Here is a 23,415-nt window from a genome sequence, read left to right on the forward strand (position 1 = left end):
GTTTAGGGCAATCGCCACCCAACCCCGGCCTTGCCCTCACCGCATCCGCACGGTTACCGGCTTCCCCTCATACACCACCCCCGTCGCGCCATTCTCGGCGAAGTCCACCGCCTCCGCCTTGCCCGGCGTATGGAACCGCACCGACACGGCCCGCTTCGCCGGCATCCCCGGATAGCCCCCCTCGCGCGCGCCGATCGTCAGCGTGCCTGCCGCCTCGTTCCACGCCAGAGGCACCCGCGCGAACTGCCCCTTCTCATACCCCGGCGACACGCCGTCGTCCTCGTACAGCGAGAACGCACCATCCCGCCCGGTGAACACATGCAGCACGATCGGCCCATCCGGCTGCTCGCGCGCATATTGCACCGCCGGCCCGGTCGGCAGGATCGCGCCGGCCCGCACGAACAGCGGCATCCGCTCATACGGCGCAGCGGCGATTATGCTCTGCCCGCCCTTGTGGAACGCCCCGCTGGCGAAGTCGTACCAATCCGCCCCCGCCGGCAGATAGACCGACCGCGACCGCGCCTTGAACGTGGTCACCGGCGCGACGAGCAGATCGCGGCCGAACAGATATTCGTCGTCGACGTTCCATGTCCTGCGATCGGCGGGATAGTCCATCACCAGCCCGCGCATGATGCTGCCGTCCTTGTGGAACGTGTCCGCCCCGACGGTGTAGATATAGGGCATCAGCCGATAGCGGAGCTGGTCGTACCAGAGCATCGACGCCGCCATCGCAGGGTCGTCGGCGCCCAGTTCGTAGATCTCGCGCTTGGGCTTTTCGCCATGGCTACGGAACAGCGGGCTGAAGGCGCCGAACTGGAACCAGCGCAGGTTGAGCTCGCGCCATTCGGGCTGTGCCGCCGGTTCGGCGTTGGTGTAGCGATCCTCGACGGCGAAGCCGCCGATGTCGTGGGTCCAGTTGGGGACGCCGGACATCGACAGGTTGACGCCCGCCGAAATCTGGTCGCGCAGATCGTCCCAGCGTGCCGCGACATCGCCCGACCACAAGGCCGAACTCGCCCGCTGCACCCCGCCGAACCCCGACCGCGTCAGGATGAACGGCCGCTTGTCCGGCGTCGCCGCCCGCAACCCGTCGGCAAATCCCGCCGCATGGACCAGCGGGAAGCTGTTGAAATACGCGCCGCCCGGCCCGAGCGCGTTCGGCCCCATCACCGCCTTGCGCTCGTCGATCGACAGGTTCGAATGGATGTCCGGCTCGGTCGCATCCATCCACCACGCATCGATGCCCAGCTTGACCAGATTGTCGCGCACCTGCCGGAAGTAGATCTTGCGCGCCTCGGGATAATACGGATCGTAATCGGTATTGAGATAGCCGGGGCCGACCCAATCCTTGTTGCCCGCCGTCAGATTGCCCTGATACAGGAACCCCTTAGCCGCCAGCTCCCTGGCATTGGCGGTGTTCGGATAGAATTTCGGCCAGACCGAAATCATCAGTTGCGCATTGAGCGCATGAACCTCGTCGACCATCGCCTTCGGATCGGGGAAGCGCGTCTTGTCGAACTGATGGCTGCCCCATTGGGCCTGCGGCCAGTAGAACCAGTCCTCCACGATATTATCCAGCGGGATCTGACGCTTGCGATATTCGCGCACCACGCCGAGCAATTGCTCCTGCGTCTCGTAACGCTGGCGGCTCTGCCAGAAGCCGTAGGCCCATTGCGGCATCATCGGCGCCCTGCCGGTTAACCCGCGATAGCCGGCGACGACATCGTCCATGTCGCGTCCGGCGACGAAATAATAATCGACCGCCTTGCCCGCCTCCGACGATAGCCACAGCGAATGGCGGTCGGGTTCGGGCAGGGGATCGTTGTGGAAGAACGCCATGTACCCGGCGTTCGGCTCCCATTCGATCCGGATCGCGACCGGCTTGCCCTCGGTCATCGGCAGATCGATGTTGTGGAACCACGGGTTCCAGTTCTGTCGCCAGCGGTCCATCACGAGCTTGCCGTCGGCGTAGACCTTGAAATAGCTCGATCCGTAGACGCGGAACTTGTGCGTGCCGGTCGCGGTCGGCTGGACGGTGCCGGTCCAGACGACGCGCTGCTTGCCGACGACCTTGCCCGCGGTGTTCTGGCCGCTGTCCGCCGAGGCGACGGTCTGCGCCTTCGCCTCCGCCGGCCAGCGTGCCTGATCGCGGATGAACTGGTAGGCGATCGTCGGTTCCTGCCGGCTGACCGCCAGCTTGTCGCCGAGGTAATAATCGGCTTTCCATCCCGCCTTGCTGCCGCTGCTGACCTTCATGTCGTCGCCCACCAGCGCATAGGGCTTGGGATTGCCGAAGCGGGTGATGGAATTGTTGTCCCACAGCAGCCCGTAATTGCGCGTCGAGACGACGAACGGGATCGCGATGTCCATGTTGTGCTGGGCGAGTTCGACGTCCTCGCCATTGTAATTCATCTGCCGGTTCTGGTGCTGGCCGAGGCCGTAGAAGCCTTCGTCGGTGGCGCGGTTGAACTGCTGGCTGGTGGCGAGATAGGCCTTGCCCTCGACGCTGGGAGCATAGGCGCGGATCGCTTCGTCGAGCATGAGCTTGCCGGCGGCGTCGCGAAACTGGACGTGGCCGTCGGCCAGGCGGATTTCGGCGGTGGCCTTGGCGAGCTTCAGCGTGACCATCGCCGCGGTCCGGGTGATCTGCGGTGCGCCGTGCGGTTTGGCGATGACCATCAGGCTGTCGGGGACGGCGATGTCGGTGCCTGGGACGGCGGTGACGCGGAAGCTGGCGTCACCGTAAGCGACGACGCGGACGCGCTTGGCGGGGCCGCTATCGGGCGTGACGACGACGCCCTGATCGACACGCTGCACCTCCGATGCGAGCGCGATGCCGGAGGTCGAAAGCGCAAGCGCGGCGGTCAGGCGGGCGAGGGTGCGGGTCATCGTCGGGTCCTAGCGGTACGTGCCGAGCGTCACGCGGATCAGCGTGGGTCGGGTGAGATTGAGGCCATAGTCGGTCTGGTCGCCGTTCCAGACGTGCGAGGCGCGCCACGTGCCGGCGGCGTCGAAGCTGCCTTCCTCGACGCGCAGCAACTGGGTGTTTTCGCCCTTCGCGGGTGTGGCGAGGTCGAAGCGGACGCGCACGTCGGAACCGGCGACGACGAACTCGTCGGGGGCGACCTGGATCACCGCGGCCCCGCCGACCTGCTGGTCCCTGGTCGGGTGCGGATCGGTCTTCAGCCAGGGCGAATCCTTCTCGCCGAACTGCCACAGGCCATATTGCGCGGCGACCTTCCACCGGCCGAGCGTCGCGGTTTCGTCGCTGCCATCGGCGGGCTTGGCGCTGCCCCAGGTCGGGTGTTCGTAGGCGAGCTTCGCCCATGCCCGCGCGATCGGTGCGAGCAGGGCATATTTGTCGCCGAACGCCGCCACCGTTGCCTCGTCGACAACCTTGGTGCCGAGCGGGTAATTGACGTAGCCGGTGTCGTCGAACCCGAACGGCGCGAAGCCGATGCCGCCGCGCCCCAGCACGCTCCACAGGAAGCGCGCATAATCCGCGGCATTGCCCGTCTCCGGCACCATCAGCGGATTGTCGGGCCGGTCGTACAGCTTCAAATAGGCGGCATAGGCCTTGGGATCGCGGTTGTAGATATCGGGCGCGACCGCATCCAGATGCGGGGCCGCGACCTTCCACACGTCGATCACCGGCCAGTTCGGCCCGCCGCTCGCGCCGCCATCCTCGCCCGGCGTCGCGAACGGGCTGCCGACCGCGGCATTGGTATACATCGGCAGGTCGAGCACCGCCTGTCCCGCCGCGGCGATCTCGTCGATGTAGCGACCGACATACCAGCTGTTGAACGCCGCTTCGGCAAGCTTGCCGTACGCGGTGGTCCAGTCGCCGCGCTTCTTCAGCGCCGCCGGCACCGGCTGGCGGAACAGCGCCTGCGCCGCCGGCGACAGGTCGCGATTCTGGCCATAGACGCCGCTCTCGTTCTCGACCTGAACCATGATGACGCGATGGTCGGGATCGGCGGCCTTCAGATGCCGCATCAGCGCGATGAAGGCGCGTTTGTCCGCCTCCAGCGTTGTGCGGGCATGGGGCGTCAGCGCGTAATGCGCGGTGCCGTCCGCCTTGCGCATGCGGGGGAAGCGCTTGCCGTCGGTCTTCACCCATTGCGGCACATAGCCGGCACTGGTGTTCTTCCACGTCCCGAACCACAGCAGCACCAGCCGCGTATCATGCTCCCGCGCGCCGGCGAGCAAAGCATCGACATAGCTGAAATCGAACCGCCCCTCGACCGGCTCGATCTGTTCCCACGCGACCGGAATCTCCAGCGTATTCGCGTGGATGCGCTTCACCATCGGCCACACCTTGGGCAGCATGGCGGGGTAATTGCTGCTGTTGTTCGCCTGTATGCCGAGCATCAGGAACGGCGCGCCGTCGACGAGCAGCGCATGGCGGCCGTTCTGGTTGACCATGCGGGGCAGCTGGGTCTGGGCAGCGGCGGGCGTCGCGGCGAGGAGGGCGAGCAACGCGGTCAGGTGACGTGGTATGACGGCCATGATGCGACGCTCTCCCCCTCGCCGGCTTTGCGATGCCGACGTTGATGGTGACGCTACCAGCGACGCAGCGATTAAGTAAGATGAAATTCGTTAATGCGAGGATGGTCGGGCGAGCCGCTCCCATCCGTCACCCCGGCGCACTCGGAATAACGCAGCGCGCGCGCTACGGCTCAGCGCGGTAGCAGCGTCGTGAGTAATGGCGGCAATTCGCGTGCGAGAAAGCCGATCGGCCCGAAGTCCCGCGCCAGCGCCCGTCCCGCTTCGCCATGCAGCCACACGCCCCATGCAACGGCGTCGCGGGGCGACGTGTCGCGAGCGGCAAGGCCGGCGATCGCCCCGGCTAGGACATCGCCCGAGCCTCCGGTCGCCAGCCCGACGCCACCGCCTGCGTAGCACAGCGGTTCGGCGTCCGGAGCGGCGATGACGGTCTGGCCACCTTTCAGCGCTACGATGGCGCCGAAGCGTCGGGCGGCGTCCTGTGCGATGGCAGGCCCGACCGCATCGGACGGGCAGCCCATCAGCGACGCCATCTCGCCGGGATGCGGAGTCAGGATCAGTCGGCCGGCCAGTGGCGAGAGCAGGTCATCGAGCGTCCCGGCCCCGGCGACCGCGGCGCCGTCGAGCAGCAGGATGCTATTCCGCTTCACGCGCGGGGCGACCCGGCGGACGATCGCAGCGGCAGCGGCGGGTTTGCCCATACCGGGTCCGATGGCGATCGCATCGACATGGTCGAGGGTGGCGATCAGAGCCGCATCCTCGCTCACCGCGATATTGCCATCGTCATCCTCGGGCAGGGCGAGCACGCCGATTTCCGGCATGGCAAGGCCGATCGGGATCGCGGCCGCGGCGATCGTCGCGACGCGCACCTTGCCGGCGCCGACCCGCAATGCAGCTTCGGCGGTCAGCGTCACGGCACCCGGTACCCGCCGTGCGCCGCCGATGACCAGCACCTGCCCGCGGCTGTTCTTGTCCGTCTCGCCCGACGGCATCGGTAGCGGATGCGCCGCGCGCCATGCCGTGTCCAACGGGATCATCCGCGTGCGCCCACGATCGGGTCGTCGGCTGTGGTCACCGCGACAGGACTTTCGTCGACCGGTGCCGTGGCGTTGTAGCGGACCAGCCGCAACCCGCCGTCCTTGCCGGCGCCGGGATCGAAGCGGTATTCGGTGACCGAGCAATTGGCGACGTTGCCGGCGCGGTCGATCGCCAGCACTTCGTCCTCGGTCAGATTCTCGATCACGTAGCGCAGGCACAGCACCACGACCTGATGCGCCACGATCATCACGCGGCGCCCGCGATAGTGGAGCGCGATCGTGTCCATCACCGCGCGGAGGCGAAAGATGACGTCGCACCAGCTCTCGCCGCCGGGCGGACGATGGTAGAATTTGCCGAGCAATGTCCGCAACGCCGCCTGTTCTGGCTGCAATGCCGCGATGCCGCTGGTGGTCAGTCCGTCGACGATGCCGAACTCCTTCTCACGCAGCCGTTCGTCGAGGCAGATCGGCTCATCCGCGTCGCAGCCGCCCGCGTCGCGAAACAGCCGCGCGGTGTCACGGGCGCGGATATAGGGAGAGGACAGCAACACGTCGGGTCGGCCATGCGCCTCGCCGCGTGCGAACCAGCGGCCGAGTGCCCGCGCCTGATCCTCGCCGAGGGGGGAGAGCGCGACATCGACATCGCGCGCGGTGAGCAGGATGCGGTCCGCGCTCGCGGCGATGGCGGCCGCACGCGCGACGTTGCCGGCGCTTTCGCCGTGACGGACGATCCAGAGCGTGTCGGGCCAGCGTTGGGTCATGCCGCGGTGAACGAGGGTGGGGGAAGGGCGTTCCCGCGGCGTTCTCAGGTCCCGCACGCTCCGTCATCCCGGAACACATCGGCGCTTGTGCCTTTCGAACAGGGACCTCTCGCCCGTTCTGCGACCGAGCCTCCGCGACGCGCTTCGCGCCATAGCCGTGCAGTCGAAGCCGGGCTCCGGGCTTTGCAGGCGAGGTCCATGTTCGAAGAGGGTAGCCGCGGACCACGTCCGGGACGACGGACATGGCGCGGAGACGTGGGTGCTGTAATCTCGCGATATGACCCTGTCCTCCGCCACGATCGAATCGCCCGTCGGACTGCTGACGCTCGTTGCGAGCGATGTCGGGCTCGTCGCGGTGCTTTGGGAAGACGACGACCCCTTACGCGTTCGGCTCGGGCCGCTTGCACCGGACGATGCCCATCCGGTTCTGATGGAAACCATGCGTCAACTCCGCGGCTATTTCGCCGGCGAGGTCACGACGTTCGACCTGCCGCTCGACATGCGGGGTACGGATTTTCAGAAGAGCGTATGGGCGGCGCTGCTGGCGATCCCCTATGGCGAGACGCGCAGTTATGGCGCGATCGCGCGCGAGATCGGGCGGCCCGGTGCCAGCCGCGCGGTCGGGGCGGCGAATGGACGCAATCCGCTGTCGATCGTCGCGCCCTGCCATCGCGTCGTCGGCACTGGCGGGCATCTGACCGGTTTCGCGGGAGGACTGGAGGCGAAAGCGGCGCTGCTCGCGCTGGAGCGGCGCGCCGGGGAATTGCCGCTGTGACAGTGTGCAATTTTCGGCACACTTTCATGGCAACGCCACGACCCGAACGGTAATTGACCCTGTCCCATAACGCTAAGTTATTGATGAACAAGGATAACTAAATCTCGTCCAGCCGTTGCCGCGGCGTCTTCTATCGCGGCATGCTCCGTCGACGCTCAGGGCCATCAAGAGTCCGGTCGCGTCGTCACAGAGGATGAAAGGCTGCCCATGACCATCAGCATCGCGCAAGCACCCGTTACGCCGCCGGCCGCGAAGCCGTGGTATGCGCAACTCTATTTCCAGGTGCTGATCGCGATCGTCGCGGGCGTGCTGCTCGGCCATTTCGCGCCAGCGACCGGCGAGGCGCTGAAGCCGCTGGGCGATGCGTTCATCAAGCTGGTGAAGATGGTGATCGCGCCGGTCATCTTCCTGACCATCGTCACCGGCATCGCCGGCATGCGCGACCTGGGCGCGGTCGGCCGCGTCGCGGGCAAGGCCTTCCTCTATTTCCTGTTCTTTTCGACGCTGGCGCTGATCGTCGGGCTGATCGTCGCCAACGTGGTACGGCCGGGCGCAGGATTGAACATCGATCCGGCCACGCTCGACACCAGCAAGGTCGCCGAGTTCGCCGAAAAGGCGCATGACAGCACGATCACCGGGTTCCTGACCGGGATCATCCCCGACACGTTCCTGTCGTCGCTGACGCAGGGCAACATCCTGCAGGTGCTGTTCGTGTCGATCCTGTTCGGCATCGCGCTCGCGCTGATCGGCGACCGCGGCGCGAAGGTGCTGAACGTGCTCGAGGACGTATCGCTCGCCTTCTTCAAGGTCGTCGCGATCGTCATGAAGGCGGCGCCGGTCGGCGCGTTCGGCGCGATGGCGTTCACCATCGGCAAGTACGGCGTCGGCACGCTCGCCAATCTCGCGATGCTGGTCGGCACCTTCTACCTGACGTCGCTGCTGTTCGTCCTCGTCGTGCTCGGCACCGTCAGCTGGCTGTGCGGTTTCTCGATCCTGCGGTTGATTTCGTACCTGAAGGCCGAACTGCTGCTGGTGCTCGGCACCTCGTCGTCGGAAAGCGCGTTGCCCGCGCTGATCGAGAAGATGGAGCGGGCGGGTTGCCCCAAGTCGATCGTCGGACTCGTCGTGCCGACCGGCTATTCGTTCAACCTCGACGGCACCAATATCTATATGACGCTGGCGGCGCTGTTCATCGCGCAGGCGTGCAACGTCGACCTGACGCTGGGGCAGCAATTGCTGCTGCTGTCGGTGGCGATGCTGTCGTCGAAGGGGGCGGCAGGCGTGACCGGCGCGGGCTTCATCACACTGGCCGCGACACTGTCGATCGTGCCGAGCGTGCCGGTGGCGGGCATGGCGCTGATCCTGGGCGTCGACCGGTTCATGAGCGAATGCCGCAGCCTGACCAACTTCATCGGCAATGCGGTGGCGACGGTGGTGGTGTCGCGCTGGGAAGGCGCGCTGGACAGCGAGCAGCTGGATGCGGCGCTGCGGGGACGGGCACTGCGCGTCGACCAGATGCCCGCCGACGCTGTCCCCGCGGAATAACGGAGCGCGTCCCGCTTACCCTCATCCATCGTCGCCTTTGGCGTCCGTTTCCTCTCCCGCAGAAATTAGGGAGAGAGCGGCAAGGCGGCGGAAGGGTGAGGGCGCGGGTCGCCCCAGAAAGGATCACATCCATGTTCCATCGTACCAGCGCCCTGGGCGCCACCGTCTTGCTTACCCTCGCGACTGCCGCCCAGGCCCAAACCAGTGTCGCACCCACCGAGAGCGGGCAGACGCGCAACCCCGCGACGCCGATCGTCACATCCTATCCCTCCGCCGCCGTGGGCGACGGTGCGACGACGAACGGCTTCAATCTGTCGCGCTGGGCAGAGGATTGGCGGGTGATGCGCGATCCCAAGAAGCGCGACGACATTCTCGACCGGCTGAAGTTCCTGCCGCTCGATGGCGATGGCGATGTCTATCTGACACTGTCGGGCGAGCTGCGCTTGCGGGTCAATCACACCACCAACCCGAACCTGCGGGACGCGCGAGCCCAGCGGCAGGATATCAACCGCATCGTCGGGGGTGCCGATCTGCACGTCGGCCCGCATTTCCGCGCCTTCGCCGAGGTTGCGCACGGCGGCATCGCCGGCGTCGAACTCGGCGCCCCCGCGGCGACGTTGCGCAACGATCTGGTGCTGCAACAGGCCTTCGTCGAGGGCAATGCGGAGGTCGCCGGCGTGGCGATCGGCGCGCGTTATGGCCGGCAGGAGTTTACCGACGGGCCGAACCTGCTCGTGTCACAGCGCGACAACAATACGATCCGCTATACGCTGAACGGCATCCGGGCATGGGCGCGGGGCAGCCGCGTGCGAGCCGATCTGTTCGACCTGAAGCCGACGCAATATGGCGATCTGGGCACCGATGACGACGTCAGCGATCCGGCGCGGCGGTTTTCCGGCGTGACGCTGGGCTTTGCGGCACCGACGACGTGGCTGGGCGGATCGAAGCTGTATATCGACCCCTTTTTCTGGCGGCGGCGCAACACGGTGGGCGCGTGGGGCGGGCGGATCGGGCCGGCGACGCGCTATTATATCGGCACCCATATCTGGGGAGATGCCGGTCCGGTGACGATCGACTGGACGATCAACCATCAATATGGCCATTACATCGATCAGGACATCGACGCCTGGCAATTGCTGTTCGCGCAGACGTACCGGATCGGCAAGGCGAAGACCGCACCGCGGGTCGGTGTCCATTTCGACTATGCGAGTGGCGGTGGCGGTTATGGCAATGGCAAGCTGCGCGATGCCTATGCGCCGTTCGGCAACAATATCTATTACAGCTACGGCCTTTTCCTGACCCCGTCGAACCTGATCGCGGTGGCGCCAAACGTCACCTTCCAGCCGATCAGGAACGTCCGGCTGACCGCGGAATACCAGCTGACCTGGCGCGACAGCACCACCGACGCGGTCTATCGCGCCAACGGGCAGCCCTTCGCCGGGACGCAGCGGATCGGCGACGCCAAGATCGGCGACGTCGCCCGGTTGCAGGCGATCTGGTCGATCACGCCGCGGCTGTCCTTTACCGGCCGCTACGAACACCTCGCCGCCGGCCCGTCGCTGACGAAGGCGGGATTCAAGAGCTCCGATTTCCTCGCCGGCTGGCTCAGCTTTCGCTTCTGAAGGGTATCGATCATGTCCCCCGCATTCCATGCCGCCGCCCGCGCGCTGTTGTCCGATCCGCTGACTAACAAGGGGACGGCGTTTACCGAAGCCGAGCGCGATCGGCTCGGCCTGCACGGCCTGCTGCCGCCGCATGTGGGGACGCTGGAAAGCCAGATCGTGCGGCGGCGGCGGGTGCTGGACGGGATGGCGGACGATTTCCACCGCTATGCCTTCCTGCGCGAGTTGCAGGATTCGAACGAGGTCCTGTTCCATGCGCTGGTGCAGGCCGATCTGCCGCGGATGCTGCCGCTGGTCTATACGCCAACGGTAGGCGCGGGGTGCGAGCGGTTCAGCGAGATCTGGCGCAAGCCGCGCGGTCTGTTCCTGAGCTATCCCAACCGCAACCGCATCGCCGACATCCTCGCCGATCCCGCGCTCGACCGGGTGAAGGTAATCGTGGTCAGCGATGGCGAACGTATCCTTGGGCTGGGCGATCAGGGTGCGGGCGGCATGGGCATCCCGATCGGCAAGCTGGCGCTCTACACCGCCTGCGCGGGCATTCATCCGGCAGAGGTGCTGCCGATCCTGCTCGACGTCGGCACCGACAATGCGGGCTTGCGCGACGATCCGCTCTACGTCGGCTGGCGCAACCCGCGCATCCGGGGTGAGGACTATGCGGCGTTCGTCGATACCTTCGTCGAGGCGGTGGCGGCGCGCTGGCCGAACGTGCTGCTGCAATGGGAGGATTTCGCCGGACACAACGCCTACGATCTGCTGGCGCGCTATCGCGACCGGTTGCTGAGCTTCAACGACGATATCCAGGGCACCGCGGCGACTGCGGTGGGGACGCTGCTGTCGGCGATCCGTCGCACCGGCGCGGCGCTGACGGAGCAGCGGATCGTGCTGTTCGGCGCAGGGGCTGCAGGCAGCGGCGTCGCCGAGTTGCTGGTGCAGGCCTTGCGCGCGGAGGGGCTGGACGAGGCGGCGGCACGCGCGCGGATTTGGGCGGTCGATCGCGATGGACTGGTGCTGTCCGACATGGCGAAGCTGACGCCGCCGCAGGTGCTGCTGGCCCGCGATCCCGCCGAAGTTGCGGGTTGGGCGCACGATGCGCAGGGCGATCTCGGATTGATCGAAGTGGTGCAGGCGGTGTGCCCGACCGTGCTGATCGGCGCATCGGGTCAGGCGGGCAGCTTTACCGAAGCCGTCGTTCGGGCAATGGCTGCGGGCTGCGACCGGCCCGTGATCTTTCCGCTCTCCAATCCGGTATCGCGGGCCGAGGCGCATCCCGCGGACGTGCTGGCATGGACCGATGGCCGTGCGATCGTCGGCACCGGCAGCCCGTTCGGGGTGGCGGGGGTGACGCAGGTGAACAACGTCTACATCTTCCCCGGCGTCGGACTGGGTGCACTGGCGGTGGGCGCGACGCGGGTGACCGACGGCATGTTCATGGCGGCGGCGCGGGCGCTCGGTGAAATGGGCGGAGAGGGGGAGACGCTGCTGCCGCCGATCGAGGACTTGCGTGATGTGGCATTGCGGATCGCGATGGTCGTGGCGCAGGCGGCAATCGCGGATGGAGTGACGACGATGAGCGCGGTTGGCGAGGAGCAGATCACGGCGCTGATGTGGGATGCTGCGTATGGCTGACCCGGCGCAACCGGCGCTTTAGCGGACGAGGACATGCGACCGATGGCGGAGGCTTCTCTGTTCTTCGCCCAATGCGCAGCTTGCCTCCCCCTCCGTCACGGCTTCATGACCCTCCTCGCGAGAGGAATCATATTTCCTTTTCCAGTTGCCGGGGCTTTGCCGCGCCATCGGGCAGGGCTGCTGCGATCGCGGCCTGAAGCGCCTCCATGCCGTAGGGCTTGGCCAGCAGCACCGCGCCGGTGCCACTCGGTACTGCGGCGGTGTCACCCGTCGCGAAGACAATTCCGACGCCTGGCCGTAGCTCGCGAGCGGTGATGGCGAATTCCGGGCCGGAGGCGCCGGGCAGGTTGACGTCGGTCACCAGCGCATCGATCGGCACGGTTTGCAGCGCGGTCATCGCATCCTCCGCGCTCGCCGCATCGACCACGACATAGCCGCTGGCCTGTAGCAGCTCGGCGGTGGTCGCCCGGATAACTGCGTCATCCTCGACGAGCAGGACGGTGATCTGGCCCTTCGCGCCTGCCGGCGGACGTAACGCGACGGGGGCGCTGGTCAGCTCTCGCGCGGCCAGCCCGGCGCTGCGCTGACGCTGGTTGGCAAGGACGTGACGGAATTTCCGCGCCAGCGCCTCGCGGGTATAGGGCTTGGACAGCAGCTCTACGCCGGCATCGAGCCGCCCGCCGTGGACGATCGAATTTTCGGTATAGCCGCTGGTGAACAGCACAGAGAGGTCCGGCAGGCGCTCCTTCGCCTTGCGCGCGAGTTCCGGGCTTTTGAGCGTGCCGGGCATCACCACGTCGGTGAACAGCATATCGATCGGTATGCCGCTTTCGATGACGTTGAGCGCGCTTTGCGCATCGACCGCCTTCAGCACGCGATAGCCGAGGTCGCCGAGCATCTCGACCACCGTCGCGCGCACCTCGTCGTCGTCCTCCACCACCAGCACCGTTTCGGTGCCGCCCTCGATCACACCGGTGTCGACCTGAACCTCGACATCCTCCGCCTCGCGACTGCGCGGCAGGTACAGCTTGATCGTGGTGCCTTCGCCAACCTCCGAATAGATCTTCACGTGGCCGCCGGACTGTTTGACGAAGCCATAGACCATCGACAGGCCAAGCCCGGATCCCTTGCCCTCCAATTTGGTCGAGAAGAACGGTTCGAATACCTTGGCGACGATATCGGGCGCCATGCCGCTGCCGGTGTCGCTGACCGCGAGCATGACATATTGCCCGGGCTGCACTTCTTCGTGAGTGCGCGCATAGGCGTCGTCGAGGTGGGCGTTGGCGAGTTCGATCGTCAGCTTGCCGGTGCCGTTCATCGCGTCGCGCGCGTTGATCGCGAGGTTGAGCAAGGCATTCTCGATCTGCGCAGGATCGATGAAGCAGTTCCACAGGCCGCCGCCGAAAACCGTCTCGACCTCGATCCCCTCGCCGATCGCACGGCGCAGCATGTCGTCCATGCCCTGTACGAAGCGGGTGACGTTGACGACCTTGGGCTCAAGCGCCTGACGCCGTCCGAAGGCGAGCAGTTGCGCCGCGAGCTTCGACCCGCGCGAGACGCCGGCCATCGCATTCGATACCCGGCGTTCGGCGCGATCGTTGCCCGCGATGTCCTTCGACAGCAACTGGAGGTTGCCGGAAACGACCTGGAGCAGATTGTTGAAATCGTGCGCGACGCCGCCGGTCAGCTTGCCGATCGTCTCCATCTTCTGGCTCTGTGCCAGTGCCGCTTCGGCTGCGCGGCGTTCGCCGATTTCGGCGATGACGCGGGCTTCTAGGTTTTCATTGAGCTGACGCAGTTGTTCCTCGGCACGCTCGCGATGGCGGACCTGCCGTTGCAGATGGTCCGCCTGATCGCGCAGCGTCTGTTCGGCGGCGCGCTGTTCGGTGATGTCCGTGTGGACGCCGACCCATTCGACGATCTCGCCCGCGGCATCCTTGATCGGCAGCGCACGGATCAGGCAGTTGCGCCATGCGCCATCATGGCGGCGGACGCGATGTTCGAAGATGAAGATCGATCGGGCAGCGACCGCGGCGTTCCATGCCGCCACGGTCGCGTCGGCATCGTCGGGATGGACGGCGTTCGCCCAGCCATAACCGCTGTAGGCTTCGGCATCCTGTCCGGTCAGCGCGCTCCAGCCCGGCTGTTCGCCCAGCATCCGGCCATCGGCGGTGTTGGTCCACAACACACCGTGCACCGCCTCCATCGCCGCGCGGAAGCGATCGTTGCTGACCCGCACCGCCGCCTCGCGCTGCGCCCGTTCCTCGACATCGGTGACGAGGACGTGAAAGCCGAGGATGGTTCCGTCCGCGTCGGCGCGGGGCAGGTACCGGATGTCGGCACGGCGGAAGCTGCCGTCGCGATGCGACATGCGCCCTTCGGACCGGATCGATTCGCCGGCAAGCGCACGCTCGATCAGCGGCAGGCGCTCGGCGTAGATCTCCGCGCCGAGTACGTCGCGCAAGTGTCGTCCGGTCACCTGGTCCGGCGTCAGGCCGAACCAGTCGAGGTAGTAGCTGTTGGCGAAGCGATAGACGTGGTCCGCGCCGACATAGGAGATCAGCACCGGCAACGCATCGGTGATCGCGCGCAATTCCTTCGCGCTGGCGGCGACGGCGACCTCCGCGCCGATCCGGGCGGTGTTGTCGATGACCGTACACATGACGCCGCCGACGCTGCCGTCGTCGAGATGGACCGGGGTGTAGAACAGGTCGAGGAAGAAACGTTGCGCCGCGCCGTCGTCACGGGCGAGCATCATCGGCTGATCGTGGAAGGCGACGACCTCTCCGGCGAACCCACGCGTCAGGATATCGCGATTCCACTCCCACAGGTCGGGCCACACCGACCTGACGTCCGCACCGAGTGCCTGCGGATGGCGACCACCGGCAACGCGCGCGTAACCGTCGTTGTAGATCATGATGTGGCCAGCGCCCCACATCAGGACCTTGGGCACCGGCGAATTGACGATGTTGCTCACCGTCGTCCGTAGCGCGGGCGACCAGTCGTGGACCGGACCGAGCGGCGTGCGGCTCCAGTCGAATGCGCGAATCAGCGCGCCGCATTCGCCGCCGCCGACCGGCCAGGCAGCAGGGGCGGGCGTCGGCGCAGAGGGGATGGAGGACATGGGCGGTGAGATGAGCGCTTGCCCGATATGTGTCAAACACCTGGAGCAGGTTTTCGTCTGTCCGGTATGGACGTGGGGCGTGCCGCGGGTCAAAGGCTGCCGGTATGAGCGACGATCTGCTGACCACGACCGAAGGCGCCGTCGGACGGCTTCGCCTGAACCGACCCAAGGCGCTGAACGCGCTGAACCTTTCGATGTGTGAGGGGATGCTGGCGGCGCTGGAGGCATGGCGCGCCGATGCTAACGTCGCGGCGGTCATGCTGGACCATGCCGAAGGTCGCGGCTTCTGCGCCGGTGGCGACATCCGCATGCTGAGCGAGAGCGGCGCGGCCGATGGTGTGGCAGCGCGGGCGTTCTTTCACACCGAATACCGCCTCAATCATCGGCTGTTCGCCTATGCCAAGCCGACGGTGGCCTTCATGGACGGCGTGACGATGGGCGGCGGCGTCGGCATCGCCTTGCCCTGCCGCTTTCGCATCGCGACCGAAAACACGCGCTTCGCCATGCCGGAAACCGGGATCGGCCTGTTCCCCGACGTGGGCGGCGGCTGGTTCCTGTCGCGGCTGCCGGGGCGGATCGGCCAGTTTCTGGCATTGACCGGGCACCGCCTGGATGGTGCGGAGGCGCACGCACTGGGACTGGCGACGCATTATCTGCCGGCTACGGCGCTGGAAGGGGCGAAGGTGGGGATCGTCGCCGACCCGCAGGGGATCGAGGCGATCCTCGATCGAGTGAGCATCGCGCCACCCGAGCCGAAGCTGGTGGCGCATCGCGCCGACATCGACCGACTGTTCGCTGCGGACACGCTGGAGGAGGTGTTCGCCGCGCTGGAGGCGGACGATGGCGCGTTCGCGCAGGCACAACTTGCGGTGCTGCGGACCAAAAGTCCGCAGGCGATGAAGGTGTCGCTGCGGCTGCTATACGACGGCGGGCTGATGCAGAGCTTCGCCGACGAGATGGCACAGGAATATGCCGTCGCCAGCCGCGTCGTGCAGCGCCACGATTTTCTGGAAGGTGTGCGTGCGGTGATCGTCGACAAGGACAATGCGCCGCGCTGGCAGCCCGCCACGCCCGCCGGCGTTACCGATCACGTCATCGACCAGATCTTCGCGCCGCTGCCGGAAGCGGACGCGTGGACGCCCGCATAAGGAGAGTTTCCGTGGCCGAATACCAGACCATACTCGTCGAGCGGCGCGATCGTGTGACGCTCATCACACTCAACCGGCCGGAGGCGCTGAATGCCCTCAACGCACAGGTGCTGGACGACCTGCTGGCGGCGCTCGCGGCGTTCGATGCCGACGACTCGCAGGGCTGCGCGGTATTGACCGGCAGCGCCAAGGCGTTCGCGGCGGGGGCGGACATCAAGGAAATGCAGGCGATGGACTTCGCCGCGATGTACGGCCGCAACCACTTCAGCGGCTACGAAAGGCTGACCGCGACGCGCAAGCCGATCATCGCCGCAGTGGCGGGCTACGCGCTGGGCGGAGGATGCGAGCTGGCGATGATGTGCGACTTCATCCTGGCCGCCGACAGCGCGAAGTTCGGCCAGCCCGAGGTGAAGCTGGCGGTCAGTCCCGGCATGGGCGGTTCGCAGCGGCTGGCGCGCGCGGTCGGCAAGGCGAAGGCGATGGAGATGTGCCTGACCGGTCGGATGATGGACGCCGCCGAGGCGGAGCGCGCCGGGCTGGTCAGCCGGGTGATCCCCGCCGCCGATCTGGTCGATGAGGCGGTGAAGACCGCCGCGACGATCGCCGGCATGGCACCGCTGGCGGTGCTGGCGAACAAGGAAATGGTCAACGCGGCGTTCGAGACGACGCTGTCGCAGGGCGTGCAGTTCGAGCGGCGGCTGTTCCACGGGCTGTTCGGCACCGCCGACCAGAAGGAGGGCATGGCGGCGTTCGTGGAGAAACGTCCGGGGGCGTGGACGGGGAAGTAACCGGCGTTACCTGTGACTGTCGTCCTCACCCTTTCGCACGGGGTGAAGATGACCTACCGTTCCAGAAACCGCACCACCGTAGCAAGCGCCGCGGCCTGCACCTCGTCGGGCGTGCCGCCGGCGTCCACTACGACGTGTCGTTCCGGTGCCGCCGCCGCCTGAGCGAGGAACGCGGCGCGAATGCGCTGGTGGAAGGCGAGGTCGAGACTTTCGAACCGGCCCTCGTCCACCGCATCGACCGCCAGCCGCTTGCGGCTGCGCGCCAGTCCCACCGCCGGGTCGAGGTCGAGCACCAGCGTCAGGTCGGGCCACACGTCGTCCACCACGGCAGCATGCAGATCCCGGATCAACCGCTCGGCCATTCCGCGGCCTGCGCCCTGATAGGCGAGCGTCGATCCGGCGTAGCGATCGGACACCACCACACGCCCCGCCGCCACCGCCGGCAACACGATGCGGGCGACATGCTGAACGCGCGCGGCGGTCATCAGCAGCAATTCGGCGCGCGGATCCCAGGCATCGTCTTCGCCCGCAAGCAGCAGGCCACGCAACGCCTCCCCCTGCGGCGTACCGCCGGGTTCGCGGGTGCCGAGCACGTCGTGCCCCTGGGCCCGCAAGCTGGCGATCAGGTGGCGGACGACGCCGCTCTTGCCCGACCCGTCGACGCCCTCGATCGCGATGAACGCACCGGCCATCAGTCGCGGCGCCAGATTTGCGATTTGCAGAGCATGCCGCCGATCAGGCAGCCCTTCACGTTCAGCGTGTCGGCGTCGATCATCGTCACGGTCGATCCGAATGCCCGGCCCATATCGGGCACGTATATCTGCCCGGACCAGCGATTCTTGCCGTTCCTTCTATATTCACGCAGCAGCGCGGTGCCGAGCAGCGGCGGATACCCCTTGCTGGCGACGTCGGTCTTCGCCTTTTCAGTCGCGCGGATCACCCAGCCGCAGAGCTTGTCACCGCAGCGGCCGGTGCGCACCGCCACGCTGTTCTTGGGATTGTGCCATATACCCAGGATCGCCGCGTGCGGATCGGCGACGGCGGCCGGTGCCACGGCGGCGAGGAGCAGGGCGGCGATCACGCCGGACACGTGGTGACGCGGCTCACCCGCGCAACTTCTCGTGGTGGCGGATCACCTCGTCGATGATGAAGCGGAGGAACTTTTCGCTGAATTCTGGGTCCAGCTCCGCCTCTTCGGCCATCTGCCGCAGGCGGGCGATCTGGCGTTCCTCGCGGCCCGGATCGGCGGCGGGCAGGCCCGATGTCGCCTTGTGCCGGCCCACCGCCTGCGTCACCTTGAAGCGTTCGGCGAGCAGGTGGACGAGCGCCGCATCGATATTGTCGATGCTCTTGCGGTAGCCCTGCAGCACGTCGTCGCTCATGTCGTGGCCCTTTGCCGCCCGATTTCCTGTCCCATGGGGTGTGTTGCGGCTGCGAGCAAGACTTGCGTTCGCGCGGGCGAGGGGCCAGAGCGCGGGGCGAGATGTCCGCTACCATCCACCGCCTCGACAACCGCGAGCCCTCGCTGGAGCCGATGCTCCAGTTGGTCGCGGGCGACATGAACGCCGTCAATCAGGTGATCCTCGACCGCATGCAGTCGCAGATCCCGCTGATTCCGGAGCTTGCCGGCCATCTGATCGCCGGGGGCGGCAAGCGGATGCGGCCGATGCTGACGCTCGCGAGCGCGCGGCTGATCGGCTACACCGGCACGCGCCACCACCGGCTGGCGGCGTCGGTCGAGTTCATCCACACCGCGACCTTGCTGCACGACGACGTCGTCGACGGCAGCGACCTGCGCCGCGGCAAGCGCACCGCCAACATCATCTGGGGCAATCCGGCGAGCGTGCTGGTCGGCGATTTCCTGTTCAGCCGCAGTTTCGAGCTGATGGTTGAGGACGGCAGCCTGAAGGTGCTGAAGATCCTGTCGAACGCCTCCGCGGTGATCGCGGAGGGCGAGGTCAACCAGCTGACCGCGGCACGGCGCATCGATCTGGGCGAGGATCGCTATCTCGATATCATCAACGCGAAGACGGCGGCGCTGTTCGCTGCCGCGTGTCGCATTTCCGCTGTCGTGGCGGAGCGAAGCGAGGGCGAGGAGGCGGCGCTGGACGCCTATGGCCGCGATCTGGGCATCGCCTTCCAGCTGGTCGACGACGCGATCGATTACGTGTCGGACGCGGGAACGATGGGCAAGGATGCGGGCGACGACTTCCGCGAAGGCAAGATGACGCTGCCGGTGATCCTGGCCTATGCGCGGGGCGACGCCGACGATCGCAAGTTCTGGAAGGATGCGATCGAGGGGCGGCGTGCGGCGGACGAGGATTTCGCGCACGCGATCGACCTGGTACGGCGGACACGCTCGGTGGACGACACGTTGGCGCGCGCGCGGCATTACGGCCAACGCGCAATCGACGCGATCGGTGGCTTCGCCAACGGCAAGGCCAAGGATGCGATGATCGAAGCGGTCGAGTTCGCGGTCGCGCGGGCGTACTGACGGACGCAGGTACGGCTACGCCGTCTGCCCCTGCGCCTGAATGCCTTTCAACAGCCGTCGCACTGATCGCCGGTTTCCACCTGTAGCGTCGCATGGCCGATCGCGAACCGGTCGTGCAGCATCGTGCGTGCGGCGGCGAGGAAGCCGTCGCCCGGAGAGCCGCCGGGGATGACCAGATGCGCGGTCAGCACGGGTTCGGTAGTGGACATCGGCCAGATGTGCAGATCGTGGACCTTCGTCACGCCGGGCAAGGCGATCAGGGCGGTGGTGACGGCGTCGTAATCGATCGCGCGCGGCACGGCGGCGAGCGACATCTCCACGGTTTCGCGTAGCAAACCCCAGGTCTGCCACAGGATCAGTGCGGCGATCACCAGACTGACCAGCGGGTCGATCCAGCCGATTCCGGTGAACCAGATGACGATGCCGGCAACGACGACGCCCGCCGACACCGCTGCGTCGCTGACCATGTGCAGATAGGCGCCGCGGATGTTGATGTCGCCCTTGCGCCCCCGCGCGAACAGCCATGCCGTCAGCGCGTTGATCGCGATGCCGATGCTGGCGACGATCGAGACGGTCAAGCCCGCAACGACGGGAGGATCGTCGAACCGCTGCACCGCCTCCATCACGATTGCGCCCAGCGCCACGAGCAGGAACAACGCGTTGGCGAGCGCGGCGAGGATCGTCGAGCCTTTTAGCCCGTAGGTGAAGCGCTTGGTGGGTGCACTGCGCGCGAGCGCGGCCCCGCCCCATGCGACGGCGAGGCCGAGGACGTCCGAAAGATTGTGGCCCGCATCGGCGAGCAGGGCCACCGAGCCGGTCCACATTCCCGCGCCCGCTTCGGCGAGGACGTAGGCGATGTTGAGCGCGATGCCGATCGCGAAGGCGCGATCGAACGACGCAGGGGCGTGGCCGTGACCATGATCATGGCCGTGATGGTGTCCGGGGCCATGCCCGTGGTGATGATGTCCGCCCAATGGTCCAGCCCGATCGTGATGTACGCTTGTCGCTACCAGAGCGGGGGCAGCAAATGCCAGGACGCGATGGCAAGGTCCGAACGATGGCCTCCCGTCCTGCCGTGACCCGGGAACACGTCCGGGGCGACGAGAGGATGGATCACGACTTACCGAACATGCCGCCAAGCCCGCCCAGCATGCCGCCCAGCCCACCGGCTCCACCCGTACCGCCGAGCAGCGCGCCCAGGTTGCCCAACGCACCTTCGCCGCCGAGGTGAGCGAGGATCTGTTGCAGCACGTCGGGCGACAGGCCGGTCGAGTCGGCCGCGCCGCTAACGGTGTCCCCCGGCTGGACGTGCGCGGCACCGAGGGCAGAGATGGCGGCGGTAACCTGTTCGGGGGACAGGCCTATCTTTGCTGCGAGATTGGCGATCTCGGGATTGCCGGCCACCTGGCCGAGGATGCCGTCCAACAGGCCCATCGCGCGTCTCCTTGATGATTGCGGGAACAGTCATAGCAGCCACACCCTGTCGCGTCGCGTGGCGATCCGTGGCAAGGGCGCCGCGTCGTGACCGATCTGCCGATCCTTGCCGTCTTGCCCGATCTGCTCGCCGCGCTGCGCGTGGGGAGCAATGCGGTGCTGGTCGCGCCGCCGGGGGCGGGCAAGACGACGGCGGTCGCCCCGGCACTGCTTGCCGAGTCATGGTGCGACGGCGAAGTGCTGGTGCTGTCGCCGCGGCGGCTGGCGGCGCGCGCGGCGGCGGAACGGATGGCGACGCTGGCGGGCGAGCCGATCGGCAATACGTTCGGCTATGCGACGCGGATGGACAGCCGGCGGTCGGCGGCGACGCGGGTGACGGTGGTGACCGAAGGCATCTTCGTTGCACGGATCCAGTCCGATCCCGAACTGACCGGCGTGTCGGCCGTGCTGTTCGACGAAGTACACGAACGCAGCCTGGACGGTGATTTCGGGCTGGCGATGGCGCTTGATGCGCAGGGCGCGCTACGACCGGACCTGCGGCTGGTGGCTATGTCGGCGACACTGGACGGCGTGCGGTTCGCCGCGTTGATGGGCGATGCGCCGGTCGTGGAAAGCGAGGGGCGGAGCTATCCGCTGGCGTTGCGGCATCTCGGACGGGCAAGTGAGGTGCGGATCGAGGATGCGATGACGGCCGCGATCCGGCAGGCGTTGCGCGAGGCGGAGGGTGGCGTGCTGGCATTCCTGCCGGGGGTCGCCGAGATCGAACGGACCGCGGAGCGGCTCGGCAACCTGCCCGAGGATATCGTCATTCACGCCTTGCACGGCAGCCTCGATTCCGCGGCGCAGCGCGCGGCGATCCGACCGGAGCCGGACGGGCGACGCAAGCTGGTGCTGGCGACGTCGATCGCCGAGACGAGCCTGACGCTGGATGGCATCCGCATCGTCGTCGATTCGGGTCTCGCCCGCCGCCCTCGGTACGATCGTGCGGCGGGCATGACGCGGCTGGTGACCGAGCGGGCGAGTCAGGCGGCGGTGACGCAACGCGCGGGCCGGGCCGCACGACTGGGACCCGGCGTGGCGTATCGGCTGTGGGAAGAAGCGGCCACCGGCGGCCTGCCGCGCTTCGATCCGCCCGAGATACTGGAAGCCGATCTGTCGGGGCTGGTGCTGGCGAGTGCCCTGTGGGGCGTCGGCGATCCGCGCGATCTGGCGTGGCTCGACCCGCCGCCGGCCGCAGCGGTGGCGGCAGCGCGCGAGCGGCTGGCGACGCTGCAGGCGATCGATGGCGACGGACGGCCGACCGCACACGGGCGCCAGATCGCAGGCATACCGATGTCCCCGCGTCTCGCGCACATGCTGCTGCGCGCAGGAGGCATCGGGCAGGGGCGGATCGCGGCGGCGGTCGCGGTACTGCTGTCGGAACGTGGGTTGGGTGGAGACGACCCCGATCTCGACACGCGGCTGCGGCGCTGGTGGACCGAACGCGGCACCAAGGCAGTGGCGGCGCGTCGGCTGGCGGAGCGCTGGGCGGGTTTTGCGGGAAGCGCCGGCGGCGTAGGTGGTGGCGACGGGGAGTTCGGGGAGGGTGTGGAGGTGCCGATCGCGCTCGCCTTTCCCGATCGGATCGCGCGACGACGGGATGCGAGCGGCGAATATTGGGCCTCGGTCGGGGGCCGCGGATTCAGGCTTGATCCGACGACGGCGCTGGCACGGGCGGAGTGGCTGGCGGTGGCAGAAACGCAGGGCGCAGCTTCGGCTGCGCGCATTCTTGCCGCCGCGCCGATCACGCTGGCGACGATCGAGCGGCTGTTCGGGCAGCAGATCGAGACACGGCGGACGGTGGAGTTCGATCCGGTCGGCGGCGGGGTGACGACCTTGCGCGAGCGGCGGCTGGGGGCGTTGCGCCTGTCGTCCGGTCCCGATCCGCAGGCCGATCCTGCGGCGGTCGTGGCGGCGTTGCTGGAGGGAGTGCGGGCGCACGGTCTTGCGCTGCTGCCTTGGAGCGCGGGGGCACAGGCGTTGCGGGCGCGGGCTGCCTATGCCGGCTTTGCGATCGAGGCGTTGATGGCCGAACGGCTTGAGGAATGGTTGCCGCCGTTGCTGGAGGGACGGCGGCGGCTGGACGCGATCCCGGCGGGTGCGTTGACCGATGCGATTCGTGGACTGGTCGGTTGGGATGCGATGCGGCAGGTCGACCGCCTGGCGCCGGCGGACTTCACCAGCCCGGCGGGGAGCACGCACGCCATCGACTATGCGGCCGAGGGCGGACCGCGGGTAGAGCTGCGGGTGCAGGCGCTGTTCGGGCTCGGCGAGCATCCGTCGATCGGATCGGATCGGGTGCCGCTGGTACTGAGCCTGACCTCACCCGCGGGACGACCGATCCAGACGACGCGCGATCTGCCCGGGTTCTGGGCTGGCAGCTGGACTGCGGTGGCGAAGGAGATGCGGGGGCGTTACCCCAAACATCCGTGGCCAGACGATCCAGCCGCGGCGTCGGCGACGCTCCGCACCAAAAAGGCTGATGCGCGTGCCTCCACGACACGCTAAAGGGA

The 23,415-nt window shown here is 67.4% G+C and carries 18 protein-coding genes; 8 read left to right on the forward strand and 10 right to left on the reverse strand.

What is annotated here, in order from left to right:
• Positions 1-36 precede the first annotated feature (36 nt).
• The 4 genes from LRA87_RS14310 to LRA87_RS14325 form a co-directional block, all read right to left on the reverse strand.
• Entirely contained in the window at positions 37-2,889 is a 2,853-nt protein-coding gene (locus tag LRA87_RS14310; protein WP_230632459.1) for a TIM-barrel domain-containing protein, read from the reverse strand.
• 9 nt (positions 2,890-2,898) lie between these two features.
• Positions 2,899-4,509 carry a DUF5597 domain-containing protein gene (locus LRA87_RS14315; protein WP_230632460.1) on the reverse strand — a complete coding sequence of 537 codons (1,611 nt, stop codon included), beginning with the start codon at positions 4,507-4,509 and terminating at the stop codon, positions 2,899-2,901.
• Positions 4,510-4,679: 170 nt separating this feature from the next.
• Complete coding sequence (locus LRA87_RS14320; RefSeq protein WP_230632461.1) at positions 4,680-5,543, reverse strand: NAD(P)H-hydrate dehydratase; 864 nt, start codon at positions 5,541-5,543, stop codon at positions 4,680-4,682.
• Positions 5,540-6,304, reverse strand: coding sequence for a histidine phosphatase family protein (locus tag LRA87_RS14325; protein ID WP_230632462.1), 765 nt, complete (start codon positions 6,302-6,304; stop codon positions 5,540-5,542). The genes LRA87_RS14320 and LRA87_RS14325 overlap by 4 nt, the downstream gene beginning before the upstream one ends.
• 277 nt (positions 6,305-6,581) lie before the next feature.
• On the opposite strand from LRA87_RS14325, the gene LRA87_RS14330 reads away from it, so the two are divergent.
• The 4 genes from LRA87_RS14330 to LRA87_RS14345 all read left to right on the forward strand — a co-directional run bounded on the left by LRA87_RS14330 (position 6,582) and on the right by LRA87_RS14345 (position 11,875).
• Positions 6,582-7,079 carry a methylated-DNA--[protein]-cysteine S-methyltransferase gene (locus LRA87_RS14330; RefSeq protein WP_230632463.1) on the forward strand — a complete coding sequence of 166 codons (498 nt, stop codon included), beginning with the start codon at positions 6,582-6,584 and terminating at the stop codon, positions 7,077-7,079.
• Positions 7,080-7,286: 207 nt separating this feature from the next.
• Complete coding sequence (locus LRA87_RS14335; protein WP_230632464.1) at positions 7,287-8,624, forward strand: dicarboxylate/amino acid:cation symporter; 1,338 nt, start codon at positions 7,287-7,289, stop codon at positions 8,622-8,624.
• 131 nt (positions 8,625-8,755) lie between these two features.
• Positions 8,756-10,246 carry an alginate export family protein gene (locus tag LRA87_RS14340; protein ID WP_230632465.1) on the forward strand — a complete coding sequence of 497 codons (1,491 nt, stop codon included), beginning with the start codon at positions 8,756-8,758 and terminating at the stop codon, positions 10,244-10,246.
• A 12-nt stretch (positions 10,247-10,258) separates the two neighbouring features.
• Positions 10,259-11,875 carry an NAD-dependent malic enzyme gene (locus LRA87_RS14345; protein WP_230632466.1) on the forward strand — a complete coding sequence of 539 codons (1,617 nt, stop codon included), beginning with the start codon at positions 10,259-10,261 and terminating at the stop codon, positions 11,873-11,875.
• A 127-nt stretch (positions 11,876-12,002) separates the two neighbouring features.
• On the opposite strand, the gene LRA87_RS14350 is transcribed toward LRA87_RS14345, so the two are convergent.
• Positions 12,003-14,999 (reverse strand): PAS domain-containing protein, encoded by a 2,997-nt coding sequence (locus LRA87_RS14350; RefSeq protein ID WP_230632467.1) that lies wholly within the window; start codon positions 14,997-14,999, stop codon positions 12,003-12,005.
• A gap of 104 nt (positions 15,000-15,103) precedes the next feature.
• Between LRA87_RS14350 and LRA87_RS14355 the strand changes: the two genes are divergently transcribed.
• Both LRA87_RS14355 and LRA87_RS14360 read left to right on the forward strand, forming a co-directional pair.
• Positions 15,104-16,147, forward strand: coding sequence for an enoyl-CoA hydratase/isomerase family protein (locus tag LRA87_RS14355; protein ID WP_230632468.1), 1,044 nt, complete (start codon positions 15,104-15,106; stop codon positions 16,145-16,147).
• 11 nt (positions 16,148-16,158) lie between these two features.
• On the forward strand, positions 16,159-16,935 hold the full coding sequence (locus LRA87_RS14360; RefSeq protein WP_230632469.1) for an enoyl-CoA hydratase: 777 nt from the start codon (positions 16,159-16,161) through the stop codon (positions 16,933-16,935).
• 53 nt (positions 16,936-16,988) lie between these two features.
• Here the strand turns inward: LRA87_RS14360 and tmk are convergent, their stop codons facing one another.
• Genes tmk through LRA87_RS14375 form a run of 3 tightly spaced genes read right to left on the reverse strand, consistent with a single transcriptional unit; the run spans position 16,989 to position 18,317 of the window.
• Complete coding sequence (tmk, locus tag LRA87_RS14365) at positions 16,989-17,627, reverse strand: dTMP kinase (protein ID WP_230632470.1); 639 nt, start codon at positions 17,625-17,627, stop codon at positions 16,989-16,991.
• Positions 17,627-18,016, reverse strand: coding sequence for a DUF2147 domain-containing protein (locus LRA87_RS14370; RefSeq protein WP_230632471.1), 390 nt, complete (start codon positions 18,014-18,016; stop codon positions 17,627-17,629). The genes tmk and LRA87_RS14370 overlap by 1 nt, the downstream gene beginning before the upstream one ends.
• Before the next feature lie 22 nt (positions 18,017-18,038).
• Complete coding sequence (locus tag LRA87_RS14375; RefSeq protein ID WP_230632472.1) at positions 18,039-18,317, reverse strand: chorismate mutase; 279 nt, start codon at positions 18,315-18,317, stop codon at positions 18,039-18,041.
• A gap of 101 nt (positions 18,318-18,418) precedes the next feature.
• Between LRA87_RS14375 and LRA87_RS14380 the strand changes: the two genes are divergently transcribed.
• On the forward strand, positions 18,419-19,429 hold the full coding sequence (locus LRA87_RS14380; RefSeq protein ID WP_230632473.1) for a polyprenyl synthetase family protein: 1,011 nt from the start codon (positions 18,419-18,421) through the stop codon (positions 19,427-19,429).
• A 47-nt stretch (positions 19,430-19,476) separates the two neighbouring features.
• Here LRA87_RS14380 and LRA87_RS14385 read toward each other — a convergent pair whose 3' ends face one another.
• Both LRA87_RS14385 and LRA87_RS14390 read right to left on the reverse strand, forming a co-directional pair.
• Positions 19,477-20,403 carry a cation diffusion facilitator family transporter gene (locus tag LRA87_RS14385; protein WP_230632474.1) on the reverse strand — a complete coding sequence of 309 codons (927 nt, stop codon included), beginning with the start codon at positions 20,401-20,403 and terminating at the stop codon, positions 19,477-19,479.
• A gap of 139 nt (positions 20,404-20,542) precedes the next feature.
• Entirely contained in the window at positions 20,543-20,863 is a 321-nt protein-coding gene (locus LRA87_RS14390; protein ID WP_230632475.1) for a hypothetical protein, read from the reverse strand.
• 87 nt (positions 20,864-20,950) lie between these two features.
• Here LRA87_RS14390 and hrpB point away from each other — a divergent pair, with 87 nt between their 5' ends.
• The gene (gene hrpB, locus LRA87_RS14395) at positions 20,951-23,410 is read left to right on the forward strand and encodes an ATP-dependent helicase HrpB (RefSeq protein ID WP_230632476.1); all 2,460 of its coding nucleotides are present in this window, start codon (positions 20,951-20,953) and stop codon (positions 23,408-23,410) included.
• Positions 23,411-23,415 lie beyond the last annotated feature (5 nt).

Source organism: Sphingomonas sp. Leaf37 (assembly GCF_920939475.1).
Classification (GTDB): Bacteria; Pseudomonadota; Alphaproteobacteria; order Sphingomonadales; family Sphingomonadaceae; genus Sphingomonas.

Coding starts and splice junctions, on each gene's coding strand:
- tmk (WP_230632470.1), bottom strand. CDS start 17,627: ATGGCCGGTGCGTTCATCGCGATCGAGGGCGTCGACGGGTCGGGCAAG.
- LRA87_RS14350 (WP_230632467.1), bottom strand. CDS start 14,999: ATGTCCTCCATCCCCTCTGCGCCGACGCCCGCCCCTGCTGCCTGGCCG.
- LRA87_RS14310 (WP_230632459.1), bottom strand. CDS start 2,889: ATGACCCGCACCCTCGCCCGCCTGACCGCCGCGCTTGCGCTTTCGACC.
- LRA87_RS14345 (WP_230632466.1), top strand. CDS start 10,259: ATGTCCCCCGCATTCCATGCCGCCGCCCGCGCGCTGTTGTCCGATCCG.
- LRA87_RS14390 (WP_230632475.1), bottom strand. CDS start 20,863: ATGGGCCTGTTGGACGGCATCCTCGGCCAGGTGGCCGGCAATCCCGAG.
- LRA87_RS14330 (WP_230632463.1), top strand. CDS start 6,582: ATGACCCTGTCCTCCGCCACGATCGAATCGCCCGTCGGACTGCTGACG.
- LRA87_RS14315 (WP_230632460.1), bottom strand. CDS start 4,509: ATGGCCGTCATACCACGTCACCTGACCGCGTTGCTCGCCCTCCTCGCC.
- LRA87_RS14325 (WP_230632462.1), bottom strand. CDS start 6,304: ATGACCCAACGCTGGCCCGACACGCTCTGGATCGTCCGTCACGGCGAA.
- LRA87_RS14340 (WP_230632465.1), top strand. CDS start 8,756: ATGTTCCATCGTACCAGCGCCCTGGGCGCCACCGTCTTGCTTACCCTC.
- LRA87_RS14355 (WP_230632468.1), top strand. CDS start 15,104: ATGAGCGACGATCTGCTGACCACGACCGAAGGCGCCGTCGGACGGCTT.
- LRA87_RS14380 (WP_230632473.1), top strand. CDS start 18,419: ATGTCCGCTACCATCCACCGCCTCGACAACCGCGAGCCCTCGCTGGAG.
- LRA87_RS14320 (WP_230632461.1), bottom strand. CDS start 5,543: ATGATCCCGTTGGACACGGCATGGCGCGCGGCGCATCCGCTACCGATG.
- LRA87_RS14335 (WP_230632464.1), top strand. CDS start 7,287: ATGACCATCAGCATCGCGCAAGCACCCGTTACGCCGCCGGCCGCGAAG.
- LRA87_RS14375 (WP_230632472.1), bottom strand. CDS start 18,317: ATGAGCGACGACGTGCTGCAGGGCTACCGCAAGAGCATCGACAATATC.